The organism is Streptomyces sp. NPDC003379 (assembly GCF_053589195.1).
The window spans coordinates 1-16,624 of sequence record NZ_JBSFRK010000004.1; the positions used below are offsets into that span (position 1 = coordinate 1).

A 16,624-nucleotide genomic window follows, 5' to 3' on the forward strand; every position below is an offset into this window, starting at 1 on the left:
GACATCGGAGGCAACGGCCTGAGACTCAGAAGACACACCAACATGCTCACACCGCCGAAGCCCCTGCACCCACAGAACTAACGAAAAACTCAGTAAGGGCTGTCCCGTAACTGCCCTGGTGTGAGCTGTCCATGGGCACTTCTACTCTCTCGACAGCGAGTTGAGAGACTCCTGGCATGGGATCTTGGGGAACCTTGGGGCCGGCGCTGTTGTCTCTGGCAGGTGTTGCGCTCGGCGCGGGCGGGTCGCTGTTTGGCCAGTACCTGGTGTCGCGGGCGAGCGCCCGGCAGCTTGAGATACAGGAGTCGGCCGCGCATCGTGCGGAGCTGAAGAACGTGATCCTGAAGTTCCTGAGCATCGCCCCGCTGTTCGGAGTCTCGAAGTCGGCGGCCGACCGGATCATCGACCAACTCGGCCCACTCCTCGCGCTCCAGCCCAGGCGTCGCTTCGCGAAAGACACGGTGCTCATCGTGGACGGCACCCTGGTCCCCACCCGCGACCACACGATCGCTGAACAGTCCAAGAACTACAGGTACTCCACCAACCACCAGGTTGTCATCGATGCCGACACACGTCTGATTGTCGTGGTCGGCCAGACCCTGCCGGGTAACCGCAACGACTGTAGGGCGTGGGAGGAATCCGGGGCCAAGACCGCTGTCGGGAAGACCGTGGCGATCGCCGACGGCGGCTATCCCGGAACCGGACTCGTGATGCCGCACCGTCGCCGGGCCGGTGAGGAACTCCCCGACTGGAAGCAGGAACACAACCGCTCGCACAAGCAGGTCCGGGCCCGCGTCGAGCACGTCTTCGCCCGCATGAAGACCTGGAAGATCCTCCGCGACTGCCGCCTCAAGGGCGATGGCGTCCACCACGCCATGCTCGGCATAGCCCGCCTGCACAACCTCACCCTCTCCGGACAGACGAGCAAACTGCTCAGCGACTGACCATGTCCGCAGCGGCTCAAAGAGCATTTAGGAGGCGGCACTTAAAGATCGTCAGCGTGGAACGATAACCACCATGTCTGGTCAAGTTTGGGTGTCACTCATATCGTTGGGCGGCGTCGCGCTCGGTGGCGCGCTGTCCTTCCTCATCCAGTTTGCGACGCAGCGGTCAGCCGAGCGGACGGAGCAGCGGCGGCAGCAAACCGAGTTGTCGGAGGCCCGGCGGGCGGAGCGGCTTGCGCTGTTGGAGCGGTTCGTCGAGGTGTCGGCCGAGGCGGAGCGCGCCGCCTACAGCCGGCCGCCTGATTGGGACGACACCAGCACCTGGTTCCTTGCGACCCAAGACGCCATGAACAGGCTGTGGGTCGCGGAGCGGCTGATCCGTATCCAGTTCCCCCTGCATGTGTATGACGCGGCACGCAAGCACTTCCTCGACCTCAACCGGACCGTGTGGGAAGGCTTGCCCGACGGTGAGAGCGTGCGCGATTACCTGGAGGACAACAGACTGGCCTTTCTCGACGCGGCCCGAGCGGTCATGGGATAGCCCTCGAAGGTCATTTACGGGACAGCCCTTAGGTTCAGGACTTGCTGGGCAGCTTACGGAGCCCAAGTACCTGCGCTACCAGCCGCCGGGTTACGACCCGGCTGAGGACAACGAGCACCGTACGGTCCGGGCCCGCGACCGCCTCGCCCGAGCGGCCGACATGATTGCCCGCCCGCACATCGTCCGCCACGGTGCGACGACGCACTGAATCTGCGGCAGCACTAACCGCTCCGTCGTGTCTGACCTGCTGGGGCATCTATCGGACTCGTCGATGAGTGTTGTACTCCCATGCCTACGAGGACGACAGACGGGCCGCGGTCGGCCGCGCGGAAGCCCCGGAATCGTCGACTTGTTCGGTTCTCGGAGCCCTTGGGGCGGTGTCGTGGTCTGCCCGAAAGCCGGCTGGCGGTCGTCGGGGCCGAGGCTGCACCTCACGCCTGCTGCCAGTGCTTTGTCGGCGTTTCCACTTCGGATCGGAATAAACCTTTCCAGGCCGATATCAGCTCTACAGGTGAACAATGCGGTGGTTCTCCGGCCTGACACTGAACGAGATGGAGGATGGCGTTGGGGCATACGGCCCAACCAGCACGTCTGTAGCGCCCTCGCTTCGTTGAGGGCGTTGCATATGCGTGCGAACGAGGGAGGGGCTTTGGCCCCGCTGTGCTCGGACCCGGTGCCGCGACCGTTCGAACCCCCAGAGCCGGGATGGGGGCGCTCCTCGCCCTGGGGTGGGTGGGGCGCCCACATCTCATTACCGGTGGCCTGTCGCGGCGATGCCGCGTTGCCTGTGGGGTCAAGGAGATCGAGTTGTATCAGTCGTGAGGGACGCGCGTGACGGTTGACCAAGTCATTGACAATTCTACTTTCCTGTCAGCCCCCGCCTCTTCCCACAGTCCGGTCGGTGAAGGCCGACAGGCGCGGGTACCGCGGCATGTCGCGTGCGTGATGGATGGGAACGGTCGGTGGGCGGCACAGCGGTCACTGCCGCGTACGTCGGGTCATCGGGCGGCGGAGGCGACGGTGATCGATGTCATCGAGGCGGCACGGGCGGCCGGGGTGGAGTGGCTGAGCCTGTACGCGTTCTCCACCGAGAACTGGCAACGTCCGGGTGATGAGGTCGATTTCCTCATGCAATTGGTGCGCCGTGTGGTGCGCAAGCACGCTCCTTTGCTGCACGCGCGGGGTATCCGCTGCCGGTTCCTCGGCGTAACCGACTCCAGGATTCCGGCAGGACTGGCCCGGGACTTCGACGACTTGATGACGCTGACCGGCAGGAACCGCGGCATGACGCTGACGGTGGCGTTCGATCACGGCGGACGCGGGGACATCGTGGAAGCGGCACGCTCCCTGATCCGCAGCGGAATGCCGGCCGATGCCGTGACCGAGCAGAACTTCGCCGCGCATCTTCCCTTGCCCGACACGCCCGATGTGGATCTCGTCATCCGGACCTCCGGTGAACAGCGCATCTCCAACTTCATGCTGTGGCAAGTCGCCTACGCCGAATGGATCTTTCCGCCGGTGCTCTGGCCCGACTTCCGCGCGACGCACTTCGTGCAGTGCCTGCACACCTACCAGCAACGCGATCGCCGCTTCGGCGGCGCAGCACCGAACGCGAACGGAGCACCACTACCGTGACCGACACAGCCAGCAGTCACCCCAAGGACACTGCCCCCGGCGCCCCCGATCGTGGCGAAGGCTCCCCGCGGCCGGGCTTCGATGCACTCTCCGATCCTCTGTTCGGTCCCGGTTCGCAGTTCAACCAGTTTTTCAACGATCCGCGCTGGGCCTTGGCCATGGTCCGGGCGACCGTGCTGGAGGCCGCTCACCCGCAGATCGGCGCCGCCCTGATCGAGAACTCGACATTCGTAGCCCACCCGTGGCGGCGGCTGAGCAACACCTTCCTGAGCATGCAGCGCATGTTCGGAGCCGACGATCACACACGGCAGCGGGAAGCGGCGCGTCTCAACCGCATGCACGCCCGGCTGAGCGGCACCGACGCGAAGCGGCGGCCCTACGACGCGATGGACCCGGGGGCCCGCGCCTGGGTCGTGGCCACCCTGTTCGAAAGCGCCGTCACCATGTGCCGACTGAGCGGCCAGCCCCTCGAACAGACCACCATGGAAAAGCTGTACGCCGAGTTCCAGGCATTCCTCGCGGCCATGGGCGACCAGGCCGGCCACCTCCCGTCAACCCTGCACGAGTTCTGGGGGTACTTCGACCATGTCGTCGAGGAGGAGCTGGAGAACACCGAGGCGCTGCGCATCATCCTCTACAAGCTCTTCGACCACCTCCCCGCCCCACCGGTGCTGCAGGGTGTGCCCACCGTGTGGGCGGCCGGCCGGGCACTCGCCGGGCCCGTCATCGGCGCCATCACCGTGGCATCCCTCCCCGAACCCTTCCGCCGACGCGCAGGGCTTCCCGAGATCCCCGGCGCTCAGACACTCACGCAAAGCGCCTACCTCACCATCGGCCTGGCACGCTTCCTGCCCGACAGCTGGATCCAGGCCGAAGGACTCGCCGGCCTGCTCACCCTTACCCCCGACAGCGACGACCCCCGCGCCAAAACCATCACAGCAGTGCGCGACGGGATGAAACGAGCCGGCGCCCTCTTCCGACTCATCACACCCCTCCCCGAGCAACCCGCACCGGCCCAGGCGACCGTGCCGCAGCGCAGTGCGGAGGAGTTCTTCCAGGACGTGCTCGACCAGACCGGCGACGGCTACCTGGAGTGGCCCGACCTCGCCGCCATGGCCCGGGAACTGTCCGGCCGACTCGACCTGGAGGAACCGCAGGAGACCAAGCTCTACAACGCCTACGCCGACTGGTGGCGCGAACTCCAGACAGCACTCGACGTCGATGGCGACGGCCGCATCAGCAAAGAGGAATACGCCGCAGGCGTGCCCACCCTCGCCGGACCCGCCCTCATCCGGGTCGCCGAGGTCCTCTTCGAAGCCACCGACACCGACGGCAACCAGTCCATCGACGCGGACGAATACCGGACCCTGTTCCGGACAGGCTTCCAACGCGACACCGCCGGCACCGCCACCACATACTCCCGCAGCGCGTTCGTAAAGGACTTCCTCTCCTTCATGACGGGCCGCCAACGCTCAAGCCCGTATGGCCCCCTGCTCAGCGACGCATGAACGCCGCGTCGCTGAGGCAGGCATACACGCCGTTCAGGACGTACGCGGCCCAGACAGCGCGGCGGCCGAACCCCTGGGATTCCTGCGGCGATTACGGCGGCCCCCGCCCCTGGGGCGCCGACGGACATCAGCGGAGCAAGGAGCGCCCACTGACGAGTACTGTTGAATGCCTTTGCTGTAACTGCCGGACAGCGCGACGGCGCTCATTGATGACGAGACGGTACGGCTGGAAGCCGCCCCGGTTCCTTCGCACCAAAGGTGCCGGGCTGAACGGCGCGTGGGTCGAGGAGGTACTCGCCGGATACCGGCTTCTGCTGCCTCTGGACGCACCGGAGTCGCAGGAGGACGACTCCGTCTTGGTAGTTGAGGCCCGCGACGAGCAGGCGGTGGGCCGCTTGCTGGCGCACTCAGCCGCAACGGCAGGGCAGCGGTGAATGCAGCCGAGACGGCGATGCGGTACAGCGCGAAGGCCCTAGTGGTGCAGGTTAAGCACAATGCATCTGGACGGCCCGCGTGATCACCGGTCAGTACGGCGCCGGCTGGAGTTCGGCTTCGTCGGGGTGGACAGCTTGGGGCGCCACTACAACCAGCGCCCGTTCCCTCACCTGCGCCCGGCAGTTGGCACGGTCGGGCCGCTGTTGGTCCATGCGCTCGGCCAAGCGATGGCGGAGGAGCTGTGACCGACATTGCCGACAGCCTTGAGGAGGCTCCGGCTGGGGTGCTCGCCGAGCACGAGCGGGGTCTCCTGGCCCGTGCTGTGGTCGTGGCGGAGGTTCTGGATGAGGACGGGGAGCGGACTCTGTCGATCCTCACGACTCCCGGAGTGATGGAGTGGGACGCCCTCGGCTGTGCCGGTACGGAGTGAACGCCGTACACCGTGCTCTACCCGCTGGACAGCCGGTTCACCGGTGCACCGTTGGGAGACAGGGCAGAGGATGCCCACTTTGTCTACCAGGTGACTGTGGTGGCCGATCGAGAGGACCAGGCCGAATGGCTTGCGGACCGGGTACGGCGCGCCGTGCTTGATCGCGTGGTGCCGGTGAGGCGGGCGTGGTGACCGCGATACAGCGATACGAATTGTCCGCCTCAGCTTCCTGATCGAAGGAGCAACGCACCAACTCGTAGCTTGCTGGGTTGAGGCTTGCGTGTGGGCCCCCGCCTGTCGACCGGGAGCCCACGTGCACCACAGCGTGAGGGGATCAGCTCGGCTGGTCGCCGGTGTACCGGTAGATTTCGCCGCCGGTGTTGACGTGCCACGCGTTGCCATCTGCGCTCGCGGCGATGTCGGAGGCGGTGCCGGGGATCTTGATCCACGGGTTGGTGCCGCTGGCGTCGTTGTTGGTGTACCGGTAGATACTGCCGGCGGGGTCGACGCCCCATACGTTCGTCCGGGAGCCCACCGCAATGCGCTTGAGGCTGCCGGGGACGCTCTTCCACGGGTTCGTGCTGTCCTGGTCCCCGGTGTATCGGAAGATCTGGTTGCCGCTGTTGACACCCCACACAGTGCCGTCTGCCGCGGCACCGATGTCACTCAGCAGCCCCTGGATCTTGATCCACGGGTTGGTGTCGAAGTTGGTGTACCGGTAGATGGCGCCGGCGGAGTCCACTCCCCACACGTTCGTCCGGGAGCCCGCATCGATGCGGACCAGGCTGCCGTTGATGTGCGTCCACGGGTTCGAGGCCCCCTGGTCCCCGGCGTACCGGAAGATCTGGTTGGCACTGTTGACGCCCCAGACGGTGCCGTCTGCCGCGGCACCGATGTCACTTAAGCCCCCCGGGATGTTGAGCCAGGGGTTTGCGTCGTAGTTGGTGTGGCTGTAGATGGCGCTCGCCGCGTTCACGCCCCATACCGTGGTCCTGGACCCTGCCGAGATGGCCGTGAGACCGCCCGCGACTTTCACCCAATCCGCCATGCCGAAATCGCCTCTCGTGGAACCGATGTTGACTCCATCCTCTGCGATGAGATGAGCGTATGGGGTGGTTAATGTTTCATCTATTACCAAACAAGCCTGTAAATCGACGTTTGCGCACGTGTGCGCCCACGTTGCGTAGGACCGGGGCTGCCCGACTCCGAGTACTTCGGCTGGAAGTGTCGTCCTTCCCCGGGGGGATCGACGCGAGCGCCGGAACATGCCTTCCTCGACCCGGATGGGAATCCATCCGGCACCCATGCATGATCGGCCCCTCTGCGCCAGAGGTCCCGATCCGTCTGGGTCGGTTAGGGGCTCACATGCCTCTTACGAGCTCGTTCGGTCACGTCGCCACGGTGATCGTTGACCGCTGTATCGTGATCGCTATGCAGCCACGGCCCACTCTCGACCGCGCCTCCTGCTCCTCACCGCGGAGGCCCCGCGCGGACGCCCAGCCACTTCTGGTTCGGGCCGGTTCCCCGACAGTCGTCGAGGGACGGGGCCTCTAAATCCTCGGGATTGCCGTCCCGGAATCGGACAACAAGCCTTGCAGGTCAAGAAGTTTTCCCGGCGTGGCGTAACCCGCGTGCTATGGCTCAACAGTGTCAACGATGCGGCTCACGTCCCCACCCGCGCCGAGCTGACCGCCGGCACCGATCTTACGGATGCCATCGCCGCCATCGACGGCTGGACCCTGTCGAACCAGGCCATCGACGTTGACCACGCTCGCTTCGCGCGGGTCCACGGCGCTCGCGCAGCGCCTCGCCGAGCAGGGTGATGAGAACGCGGAGGCGCTGGCCGCTCAGGCGGTGAAGGACCGCAAGAAGGCGCAGAAGGCCAACACCGCGGAGAAGAAAGCGGCGACCTCTCTCGACGGTGACCAGCTCGCGGACTTGGTGAAGCTCGTCGGGGGGCTGTCGAAAAACAAGGGCATCCACTCGGTGGCCGAGACTACGGGGCTGGCCGAGGACCGGATTATCGAGGTCGGGAACCTCGCAAAGAGTCCCATCAGGAAAACGGGCAAGGCCGACCGGTTCTTGTCCGATCTGGTGAAGGCGAACGCGGGCAAGGCGTACGCGGACGGCGGGATCTGGGAGCCGGGCGTGTACTCCTCATCCCGGGGGCTGATCAGGTTCGCGGAGCCCGAGACGGTCGCGGAGTCCTACATCCCGCACGCCGGCGCGAAGCGGGGCCGGGCGACGGCTGTGCTGGCTGAGACTGCGGACCGGTTCGGGTACGGGCTCGCTCCGCGTCGGCTGGTCGACGCACACGCGGGGCGCGGGATCCGCGGTATTACGCCGACGTCGAGCAGTCGGTGGGGCTGCGGCTGGGCTGGCTATCCGGTGGCGGTTTCACCGCCCCGTTGCAGGCGCCGATCCGGGGGAGTTCCTTCAAGGGTCGGGCGGCGGTCGTTATCGAAGCCGCGTCGGGGGCGTCGGTGACCGTGGCGGTCAATCACTACGGGCCCGTGTGGGTGCGCCTGGTCGCCGTGAACACCTCCGGCACTTTTGGGCCGCCGTCCGAGGCGGTGGAGGCCACGGCGCGCCGGGCGGCATCCGAGGACCTGGGCCATGGGGTTGTGCGGCGCGATCATGTTGCTGCTGGGGCGATCACTGCGGACCTCCTGGACGCGGACGCGATCAACGGCAAGATAATCACCGGTGCCACGGTGCAGACCGCCGCCGAGGGGCCGCGCATCGTCCTCAACTGGCCCGGCTGCGGGCGATCGGCACGAACGGCTCGGCGATCGGCATGGAGCCCAACGACGTCTATCCGTACATCTATTGGGCGTCCGTCGACGGCTCGAACCAGGCGTACATCAACGTCAGTGGCTCCAGCCCTTCGGATGCGAACATCGGCATCAACTCGGGGGCGTGCAACGACGCGGACGACAGCGGCGTCTACCGGTGGCGGACATTCTTCGGCAATGACTTCTTCGCTGCGGAGCGCATCATCGCCAAGACAGCCAAGCCGGTCGGCGGGCGCCTCTTCCTCAGCAAGAACTCCGCTCACCTGGGGTCTGGTGAGGACGGCGGCAGCCTGTCGCTGAGGCAGGGCACCGCCACCCTGTCCGCGGCATCGATCCGGGCGGCTGGCGTGCTGCGGTCGGACAACGTCTCCATGGGCACGGCGACCATCACCCCGGTGGCGAACAAGCCCACGTCCATCACCTTGAGCGGCGGGAACATCAAGGGGAAGAACTTCCGCGCGTTCGTCACCCCCGTCACCTCCGTGCCCGGCAAGACCGTCGTCGGGGTCGGCGTCACGGCTGTCTCATCGAGCGGCCTGACCATCTGGGGGTGCACCGCACCAACACCACACAGACCCTCGTGCACTGGATGATCATCGGAGAGGACTGAACCACCTATGGACGAACCGGCCCCGGTCACCATGATCGACACCTGCCGCACGCCGGGCTGCCCTGTGGCAGGGCGGCGGTTCACGGCTGATCACTCCGGGACTGGTGACCTGGGGGTGTGCGGTGGCCCGGCCGAAGCCGTGGGAAGTCGACGATGAGCTGTGGGCGGTGATCGAGCCGCTGCTGCCCAAGGTGGAACCTCGGATGCGGCATCCGGGACGCAAGCGGCATCCTGACCGGCTGGTGTTCCAGGGCATCCTGTTCGTGCTGCACACCGGGATCTCCTGGGAAGACCTGCCGCAGGAACTCGGCTTCGGGTCGGGCATGACCTGTTGGCGCCGCCTGGCCGAATGGACCGAAGCCGGGGTGTGGCCCCTGCTGCACGGGGTCCTGCTCTCCGAGCTTCGGAGCGCGAACGCCCTGGACTTTTCCCGGGCGACCGTCGACAGCTCCCACATCCGGGCGTTGAAGGGGGGAGCCAGGACCGGACGAAGCCCCGTGGACCGGGGCAGGGCGGGCAGCAAACACCACCTGATCACCGACGCCACCGGTATCCCGCTCGCCGCCACCCTGACCGGCGGCAACCGAAAAAAACGACGTCACCTAGCTGATCCCGCTCCTCCAGGCCGTGCCACCGGTGCGCGGCAAGCGTGGCCGGCCCCGGCGCCGCCCGGGTGCGGTGCTGGGCGACCGTGGCTACGACCACGACAAGTACCGCCGCCCGCTCTGGGATCTCGGTGTGAAACCGCTGATCGCTCGCCGCGGCACCGAGCACGGCTCCGGCCCGGGCGCCCAACGCTGGGTCGTGGAGCGGGCGTTTGCCCATCTGCACTGGTTCCGTCGCCTGCGGATCCGCTGGGAGATACGCGACGACATCCACGAAGCCTTCCTTACCCTCGGATGCGCACTCATCTGCTGGCGGCGCCTGATGGGGTTGCGTAGGAGTGCTGGGTGAGACCACGTGCTGGACCTTCCGGATGTCGCGGTTGTGGAGATGCGCGACATGGTGGTTGCGGCGACGTTTTCTGACATGTCGTGTCGGCGGGTCGGGTCAGTGGGTGAAAGCGACAGATGCCGCAAGATCCTTCTGGGTTTCGAGTGCGGCGAGACGTCTGGTGAGTGCGGTGTGGATGGCGTCGTAGGTGTCGGAACCGAGAGGTAGGCGCAGGGGCGGGTTCGGGTGGCTGGTGGTGTCGTAGATGGCGGCGGCGAGCTTGGCCGGGTCGCCAGTGAAGACGCTGTCGTCAGCGGCCTCCAGGTAACGCCGCGTCCGGCCGACGGCGTTGTCACGGTAGGCGGCCGTTTCGGTGGTGTAGTGCAGGGCCGAGGCGAAGCCGGTGCGGGTGGCGCCGGGCTCGACCAGGGTGAGGTGAATGTTGAAGTCGGCCACTTCGCGGCTGACGCTCTCGGTGAAGCCTTCCAGCCCCCACTTGCCCGCGTGATAGGAGCTGTGCGTGGGGGTGGCGATCTGGCCGCCCATGCTGGAGATCTGGATGATTCGGCCTCCGCCCTGCTCGCGCATCGGCTTCAGGAAGGCCCGGGTGATCAGCATGGGAGCGAGCAGGAGAACCTCGATCTGGTCGCGGATCTGCTCGACGGTCATCTCCTCGGCGGCGCCCACGACTGCGTATCCGGCGTTGTTGACCACGATGTCCACCGGTCCGCACTGGAGGGTCCTGCCGACCACTTGGTCGACGTCGGTCGGCCGGGTGAGATCGAGGATCTCGACGGTCAGCCGGTCGCCGTACGTCTTACGCAGGTCTTCCAGGGCCGCGGGGTGGCGGACCGTGGCCGTGACGCGGTCGCCGCGCTGGAGGACGTGTGCGGTGAGATGGCGGCCCAGGCCGCCGGAGGCTCCGGTGATGAACCAGTGGCGTACGGCCTTGTCGGACGGAGTCGGCATGGAAGTCTCCTGGAGTAGAGTGTTACCGGAATACATTCCGGTTAGGAGTTAAGCGGAATGCATTCCGGAATGCAACCGAAGACTGGCACCGGAGGAACCTGCATGCCCCCCACCCCTCGCCGGACCAGGAGCGATGCGCTACAGAATCGGGAGCGCCTGCTGGAGGTCGCCGTGCAGGTCTTCGCCGAGCAGGGGCTGGACACCGCACCGGCCGCCATCGCCAAGCAGGCCGGCGTCGGTGTCGGCACGCTCTACCGGCACTTCCCGACACGAGAAGCCCTCATCGACGCCGCCTACCGACACCAACTCACCCGCGTGTGCGAGAAGGCGCCAGACCTCCTCACCCAACATCCGGCCGCCGAGGCCACTCGCATCTGGATGGAACACTTCCTCGAGTACGCCACGGCCAAGAGCGGCATGTCCGCAGCACTCAACGCGGTCATCGCCTCCGGAGTCGACCCATACGCCGACAGCCGCGCACTCCTTACCGGCGCCGTCGCCACCCTCCTTGATACCGGCGCCCACGACGGCAGCCTGCGAACCGACGTCACCTCCGACGATGTTCTCCTCCTCATGGGTGGCATCGCCTACTCCGTGCAGCACGGCAGCAAAAAGCAGGCCCGTCGGCTCGTCGACCTCCTCATGGACGCGCTGACCAAGGGCTCGACCGCGAGCTGAACCCAAGCCCCCGGATCCGGCGCGTCCAACGTGCGCGCCGGCACGGCCAATCCATCGAGCGGCGCTGTCGACGCTCATGAGCTCCAGGCACATGACACGCACCAAACTCCGAGCGCGTTCCGTCAGGAGCGGCGCTGGCCCAGTCCCGAGCCAGGCTCGACGAGGACCACGCGCATCTGCGGCAAGGGCATGAGAGCAGTAGGTAATCTCCGCAAGCCGCGACGGAGGAAAGATGGGGACAGGCAGGGTAAGAACTCCTAGGCCGACCAGGCCCTGATTCCCCCACGAACTGCCGCCTGACCTGCACTTATAGCCTCTGACCCGCGGGAACGCCTACGGTCGCCCGTGACCGACAGTCGGGTACGGGTCGTGCTCCTAAAACGGGTGTCGCAGGTTCGAATCCTGCCGGGGCGCAGCGCCTGAACAGGCAAAACAGGAAAAAGCCTCCTCAGAGACCACTCCGAGGAGGCTTTTCCGTGCTCCGGGGACAGACGGGGACAAGCCCTCCTGAGCGGCGTCGCCGAGGCACCTTGCCTGGATGATGCACAGTTATGGCCTTGCACAAGGAGTGGGCTCCTTGTGGTGAGTGCATCCGCCTGCGCACATCGAGGACGACAGTGAAGAAGACGCTCGTTTTCCCCCTAGCCACCGTTACCCTGCTGGCTGTCGCCTGCTCGCCAAGCGGGGGCGAGACCATCAGCGACGACACGGCCGACACCGCCAAGAAGGCACAAGTCACCGCCTCGCCGACCGCGTCCCCGACGCCCACCCCGGAGGAGACACCTACGGCGAGGCCTTTCATCCTGCCCGCGGTCAAGGGCAAGACCCAGAGCAGCGCCGTAAGCTTTCTGCGCGACTATCACCTCCGGCTGGGGCTCATCACCAACCGAGCGGCGCACAAGGAGATATCGCTCCCCTCAGGGGGCAACTTCGACAGCTGGGTCATCTGCTCCACGGACCCCGCCCAGGGAAGCCGGATAACGAACTCCACCGAGATATACCTCTACCTCGCCCAGGCCGCCTCCGCGTGTGTCAGACCCACGCCCAAGCCACTGCCGAAGAAGACCTACTCGACGCCCGCACCTGCCTCCAAGAAGCCGGACCCCATGGGTCCACGCGCCTGCCCCGACGACGGCAGCCAGCCCGGTTACGCCTGTACCTCCACAGGCAAGGTCGTCGTGGAGGGTGAGTTCTGCGCGGGGGCCGATCACGGCCGCACTCTCAAGGCCAGCAACGGGCGCATGGCCACTTGCGAGGACTACAACGGGTGGCGCTGGAACGCCTGACGATGTCGTCGCCCTGGGCGAGCACTCGTCTCTCCGACCCGGCCGCGCATCAGTCGCCGGCGGCAGCCGGAGCGGGCTCGAATCGGTTGCCTAAAGCGGGTCCTCCAGGTTCGAAGCCTGCTGGGAGAACCGTGTCTGACCAGGCAAAACAGGGAGAGGAAGCCCCCTCGGAGATCACTCCGAGGGGGCTTTTTCGTGCTCCGGGGACAAGCTCTCCTAGCTGGCGCCCGTGGCGCCGCCCCGTCGACAATCGGCTCCACCACACCTATGCCAGTCCACGCCCCTGAGAGGCACTGCCAGTCGAGTCCCACGCGCTCGCGAACGGTATGCGGTGCTCTCCCGAATCGTTAGCTAGCGATCACCCGCGATATTAAAACGACCTCTCCGGCCCACTGCTCGTTCCCTCTCGCGCCGGAAGGCCGACGTTCTCATCGCCGGAGCCCGGGACGAGAACGGGCCGCGCGGGGGCCGACGGACGCCTCGGGGTGTTCGAGCAGGGTGTGCAGGTGCGCGTCGCCCGATACGAACACGTTGTGCGGGGCGCCGCGCCCCAGGGGCATATGAGGTGCGGGAACAGGCACGTGGCGGGGGTCCTATGGCCGGAATGGCAACTGTGCAAGGCGCGTCCGCGGTGACACTTTGAGGCCCCCTCGCGCACGACAGCGAGGAGATCCTCTCAGGGGGTATGCCATGCGCATCAACTACTCGGACCGCGGTCCGTCCCCGCTGGAACCGGAGAAGCCCGGAGCGGCGGGTGAGCGGGACTCGACCTTCGGCTGGTGGGGTGCCTTCAGCATCCAGAAGTTCGTCAACCAGTCGCCGCTGTACCACACGCACGCCGATGCCACCGGCTGGCTGGCGTACCTCCAGCAGTTCTACGACCGCAACTTCTGGTTCGCCGACGGCGGCGCGCAGGTGTGGGCGTACGAGGAGACGTACGACAACTGGCAGGACCGGTACGGCATGGACGCGGTCTGCGCCGTCTACCACTCCGGCCACGGCGGCATGGACGGCAACGGCGTCTTCTTCGCCCCGCTGGGCGCCGTCTGGGACGGCCGCAGCGACGCCATCTCCAACCGGATGGCCCTCGGCAACGAGAAGGCGAACTACGTCTTCTGGTCGACCTGCGACTCGCTGAAGGTGACCGGCGGCCACTCCCCGGTCCGCACCTGGGCCGGTCCCAACATCGGCTTCCGCATGATCTTCGGGTTTGAGACGGTCAGCATCGACAGCCCGGACTACGGAAGGAAGTTCTGGGAGAAGTGGCGGGCCGGACAGACGTACTGCGACGCCTGGCTGAACGCCAGCTGGGACATCTACCACGGTCAGGCGCCCTCGGTCGCCGCGGCCGGCGCCACCCAGGCCGAGGCCGTCAACCGCCTCAACACCGAGCGGAACTTCTACCGCGAGCACGTGCCGGACAACTGGTACGCGTGGCGCTGGTACTACGCCCGCGAAGGCGTCAGGGAGCCGCTCACCCGGCTCCCCGGGCAGCAGCAGATCGTGCAGCTCGCGCCCCGCGACCCGAGCGGGGAACTCGCCCGGCTGGGGCAGCTGGCCGACTTCCCGTCCGCGGCGCTGCAAGAGGTCCAGGTCGAGCGGCAGGGCGTGCTCAACGCGACCTCCGGCGACCGTGTCATCTCCACCGGCCCCCAGGGCATCCGGTGGGTCAGGCTCGCCGAGCCCAACCACCGCAACACCCAGCAGCTGCCCACCGACCGCGCGATCGCGGCGGCGCGCGCGTTCGCCGAGCGGCACGCGGACGGCGCCGAGCTGGTCGTCGACAGCGTGCACGACCTGATGCAGAACTCCGGGACGAAGGACGGCTCCGAGGTCGGGCGACCGGTCTCCCTGGAGACGCATGTGACGTTCCGGCAGGTCTTCGACGGCGTGCCCGTCATCACGCCGGGCCGCGGCCTGATCCGCGTCGGTCTCGACAACGACGGGACCGTCGTCCAGTCGCAGATCGCGACCCGCGAGGCCACCGGCGTCACGCGCGAGCCGAGCACGGATGTCGCACCGCCCGAGCCCAAGGGCGGCAAGCCCGCGGCGGCGGCGCTGGAGCGCGACCCGCGCAAGGCGCTCGACGCGGCGCAGAAGACGCTGCTCGCCCACCTCACGGCGGTCACCGCCGGCGCGTCGCAGCAGCGGGGCGCGGCGGCCCAGCAGGAGCCGCGGGTCCAGGACGTGCCCGGCACCTTCGAGGTCGGCTACGAACTGGAGGGCAACGAGGCGTACCCGGCGGCCCGCAAGCTGATCGAGATCGGCGCGCGGGACAGCATGTTCCGGACCCGGCGCTGGGTCGTCGCCCCGCTGGCGAGGTAGGGACTCAGAAGTAGGGACTCAGAGGGAGGGACTCAGAGGGAGGGGTTCAGACGTAGGGGTTCACGAAGGATCATGCGTTCACGGTGGCGGCCCGCTGCTTGCGGGCCGCCATCACCGCGTACACGAGCACGCCGACGAAGAGGAACAGCACGCCCTGGTAGACGGCCGCGTACCCGGACCCGGCGACCAGCCACATGGAGAACCCGAACGCGATCCCCGCGAGGACCGCGTCCCGCACGAGGCGCCCGCGGTGGACGCGCTCGCGCTGCCCGGAGACGAGGAAGTAGATCTGCGCGACGGTGGCGAGCAGATAGGGCACGGTCGCCGTGAACGTGGTGATCAGGACGAGGGACTCGAAGACGCCGCCGGAGCCCGCCGTGTAGTTGTAGACGGTCAGCAGGGAGGCGAGGACGACGGTGACGAGGACGCCGACGGTCGGCACGCCCCGCTTCTTCCTGCCGAACGCGCTCGGGAAGAGGCCGTCCTTCGCGGCCGCGTACGGCGTCTGGGCGCTCAGGAGTGTCCAGCCGTTGAGGGCGCCGACCATCGAGACCAGCGCGGCGAGCGCGACCGCGGTGCCGCCCCAGGAGCCGCCGAACATGACGTTCACGGCGTCCGAGAAGGGCGCGGTGGAGCCCACCAGCTTGTCGTGTGCGACGGTCCCGAAGACGGCGAGCGTGCCGAGCAGATAGACCAGGGCGGCGCCGAGCGTGCCGAAGATGGTGGCCCGCCCGACGTTGCGGCGCGGGTCGCGCACCTCACCGGCGCTGACGGCGGCGGACTCGATCCCCAGGTAGGAGAAGAGCAGGATGGCGGCGGACGCCGAGACGGCGCCGACCGGGCTGTCGTCGCTCGCCTGGAAGGGCCCGAGGTTGGCGCTGTCGAAGAAGAAGAGCCCGCCGACCGCGACGAGCAGCAGCGGCAGGAACTTCAGTACGGTGGCGACGAGCTGGACCGCGCCGACGTACCGCGTGCCCGCGAAGTTCGCGAGGGCCGGCAGGAGTTGCAGGACCAGGGCGGCGAGGCAGGCGGTCCACTTGTGCTCGTTGACGGGGACGAGCACGTCCAGATACCCCACGGCGGCGACGGCGAGGGCGGCGTTGGAGACCCAGGTGGTGATCCAGTACGACCAGGCGGCGATGAATCCCGCGAAGTCACCGAAGGCCTCGCGCGTGTAGACGTACGGGCCGCCGGTCCGCGGGTCGCGCTCGGCGAGGCGCCCGAAGACGAGCGCCAGGGCTATCGCCCCCGCGGTCAGGACGCCGAAGGCGACGAGGCTGATCGTGCCGAAGGGTGCGACGGAGGCCGGGAGCAGGAAGATGCCGCCGCCGATGATGTTGCCCATCACGAGGCAGGTGGCGATCGGGAGGCCGAAGCTCCTGGCGTGCTTGCTCCGCGCCTGCGCCGGTTCCACCTGTTCGGGGGCCGGAGCCGACGGCGGTGCGGTTCCGGTGTCGTGCATGGGGTGGTGCGCCTCTCGTCGTGCCAGGTGCCCGGGATCGCCGAGCGGAAGCCATGGTCGGGCACGGCGGACG

At 67.4% G+C, this 16,624-nt stretch carries 15 protein-coding genes, 1 tRNA gene and 1 pseudogene; 14 read left to right on the forward strand and 3 right to left on the reverse strand.

The genetic code is table 11. The annotated features are described in order from the left end of the window. Positions 1-356: 356 nt before the first annotated feature. The 6 genes and pseudogenes from ACWDVB_RS05000 to ACWDVB_RS05025 all read left to right on the forward strand — a co-directional run. Positions 357-944 (forward strand): annotated as a pseudogene (locus ACWDVB_RS05000) (transposase); the annotation flags it as partial. A 73-nt stretch (positions 945-1,017) separates the two neighbouring features. Further along, a complete protein-coding gene (locus ACWDVB_RS05005) occupies positions 1,018-1,485 on the forward strand; it encodes a hypothetical protein (protein ID WP_451514265.1) in 468 nt (155 codons plus the stop codon). Positions 1,486-2,352: 867 nt separating this feature from the next. Beyond that, positions 2,353-3,120 carry a polyprenyl diphosphate synthase gene (gene uppS / locus ACWDVB_RS05010; RefSeq protein WP_451514286.1) on the forward strand — a complete coding sequence of 256 codons (768 nt, stop codon included), beginning with the start codon at positions 2,353-2,355 and terminating at the stop codon, positions 3,118-3,120. Positions 3,121-3,218: 98 nt separating this feature from the next. Beyond that, on the forward strand, positions 3,219-4,628 hold the full coding sequence (locus ACWDVB_RS05015; RefSeq protein WP_451514285.1) for an oxygenase MpaB family protein: 1,410 nt from the start codon (positions 3,219-3,221) through the stop codon (positions 4,626-4,628). 494 nt (positions 4,629-5,122) lie between these two features. Continuing rightward, complete coding sequence (locus ACWDVB_RS05020; protein ID WP_451514264.1) at positions 5,123-5,308, forward strand: hypothetical protein; 186 nt, start codon at positions 5,123-5,125, stop codon at positions 5,306-5,308. Then, positions 5,305-5,493, forward strand: a complete 189-nt coding sequence (locus ACWDVB_RS05025) for a hypothetical protein (RefSeq protein WP_451514263.1) — start codon at positions 5,305-5,307, stop codon at positions 5,491-5,493. Before ACWDVB_RS05020 ends, ACWDVB_RS05025 begins: the two co-directional genes overlap by 4 nt. Positions 5,494-5,827: 334 nt before the next feature. Here the strand turns inward: ACWDVB_RS05025 and ACWDVB_RS05030 are convergent, their stop codons facing one another. Next, entirely contained in the window at positions 5,828-6,541 is a 714-nt protein-coding gene (locus ACWDVB_RS05030; protein WP_451514262.1) for a tectonin domain-containing protein, read from the reverse strand. Between the two features lie 583 nt (positions 6,542-7,124). Between ACWDVB_RS05030 and ACWDVB_RS05035 the strand changes: the two genes are divergently transcribed. The 4 genes from ACWDVB_RS05035 (at position 7,125) to ACWDVB_RS05050 (ending at position 9,852) form a co-directional block, all read left to right on the forward strand. Continuing rightward, positions 7,125-7,316, forward strand: a complete 192-nt coding sequence (locus ACWDVB_RS05035) for a phage tail tube protein (protein ID WP_451514284.1) — start codon at positions 7,125-7,127, stop codon at positions 7,314-7,316. After that, the gene (locus ACWDVB_RS05040) at positions 7,255-7,980 is read left to right on the forward strand and encodes a hypothetical protein (RefSeq protein ID WP_451514287.1); all 726 of its coding nucleotides are present in this window, start codon (positions 7,255-7,257) and stop codon (positions 7,978-7,980) included. The genes ACWDVB_RS05035 and ACWDVB_RS05040 overlap by 62 nt, the downstream gene beginning before the upstream one ends. A gap of 310 nt (positions 7,981-8,290) precedes the next feature. After that, positions 8,291-8,881 (forward strand): hypothetical protein, encoded by a 591-nt coding sequence (locus ACWDVB_RS05045; RefSeq protein ID WP_451514261.1) that lies wholly within the window; start codon positions 8,291-8,293, stop codon positions 8,879-8,881. A gap of 139 nt (positions 8,882-9,020) precedes the next feature. Continuing rightward, positions 9,021-9,852 (forward strand): IS5 family transposase gene (locus ACWDVB_RS05050; RefSeq protein WP_451514260.1). Its coding sequence is split into 2 segments (ribosomal slippage): positions 9,021-9,509 and positions 9,511-9,852, totalling 831 coding nucleotides; the frame shifts between segments, so codons are not numbered across the junction. A 96-nt stretch (positions 9,853-9,948) separates the two neighbouring features. Here the strand turns inward: ACWDVB_RS05050 and ACWDVB_RS05055 are convergent. Next, entirely contained in the window at positions 9,949-10,800 is an 852-nt protein-coding gene (locus ACWDVB_RS05055) for an SDR family oxidoreductase (RefSeq protein WP_451514259.1), read from the reverse strand. Positions 10,801-10,902: 102 nt separating this feature from the next. On the opposite strand from ACWDVB_RS05055, the gene ACWDVB_RS05060 reads away from it, so the two are divergent. From ACWDVB_RS05060 to ACWDVB_RS05075, 4 genes are all read left to right on the forward strand, one after another. Continuing rightward, complete coding sequence (locus ACWDVB_RS05060; protein ID WP_451514258.1) at positions 10,903-11,478, forward strand: TetR/AcrR family transcriptional regulator; 576 nt, start codon at positions 10,903-10,905, stop codon at positions 11,476-11,478. 340 nt (positions 11,479-11,818) lie between these two features. Beyond that, positions 11,819-11,893, forward strand: a tRNA-OTHER gene (locus ACWDVB_RS05065). Between the two features lie 202 nt (positions 11,894-12,095). Next, on the forward strand, positions 12,096-12,764 hold the full coding sequence (locus ACWDVB_RS05070) for a hypothetical protein (RefSeq protein ID WP_451514257.1): 669 nt from the start codon (positions 12,096-12,098) through the stop codon (positions 12,762-12,764). Between the two features lie 690 nt (positions 12,765-13,454). Beyond that, positions 13,455-15,089 (forward strand): DUF6345 domain-containing protein, encoded by a 1,635-nt coding sequence (locus ACWDVB_RS05075; RefSeq protein ID WP_451514256.1) that lies wholly within the window; start codon positions 13,455-13,457, stop codon positions 15,087-15,089. A gap of 70 nt (positions 15,090-15,159) precedes the next feature. Here the strand turns inward: ACWDVB_RS05075 and ACWDVB_RS05080 are convergent, their stop codons facing one another. Next, positions 15,160-16,551, reverse strand: a complete 1,392-nt coding sequence (locus ACWDVB_RS05080) for an amino acid permease (RefSeq protein WP_451514255.1) — start codon at positions 16,549-16,551, stop codon at positions 15,160-15,162. Positions 16,552-16,624: the final 73 nt, after the last annotated feature.

Coding starts and splice junctions, on each gene's coding strand:
- ACWDVB_RS05030 (WP_451514262.1), bottom strand. CDS start 6,541: ATGGCGGATTGGGTGAAAGTCGCGGGCGGTCTCACGGCCATCTCGGCA.
- ACWDVB_RS05080 (WP_451514255.1), bottom strand. CDS start 16,551: ATGCACGACACCGGAACCGCACCGCCGTCGGCTCCGGCCCCCGAACAG.
- ACWDVB_RS05005 (WP_451514265.1), top strand. CDS start 1,018: ATGTCTGGTCAAGTTTGGGTGTCACTCATATCGTTGGGCGGCGTCGCG.
- ACWDVB_RS05075 (WP_451514256.1), top strand. CDS start 13,455: ATGCGCATCAACTACTCGGACCGCGGTCCGTCCCCGCTGGAACCGGAG.
- ACWDVB_RS05055 (WP_451514259.1), bottom strand. CDS start 10,800: ATGCCGACTCCGTCCGACAAGGCCGTACGCCACTGGTTCATCACCGGA.
- ACWDVB_RS05060 (WP_451514258.1), top strand. CDS start 10,903: ATGCCCCCCACCCCTCGCCGGACCAGGAGCGATGCGCTACAGAATCGG.
- ACWDVB_RS05045 (WP_451514261.1), top strand. CDS start 8,291: ATGGAGCCCAACGACGTCTATCCGTACATCTATTGGGCGTCCGTCGAC.
- ACWDVB_RS05020 (WP_451514264.1), top strand. CDS start 5,123: ATGCATCTGGACGGCCCGCGTGATCACCGGTCAGTACGGCGCCGGCTG.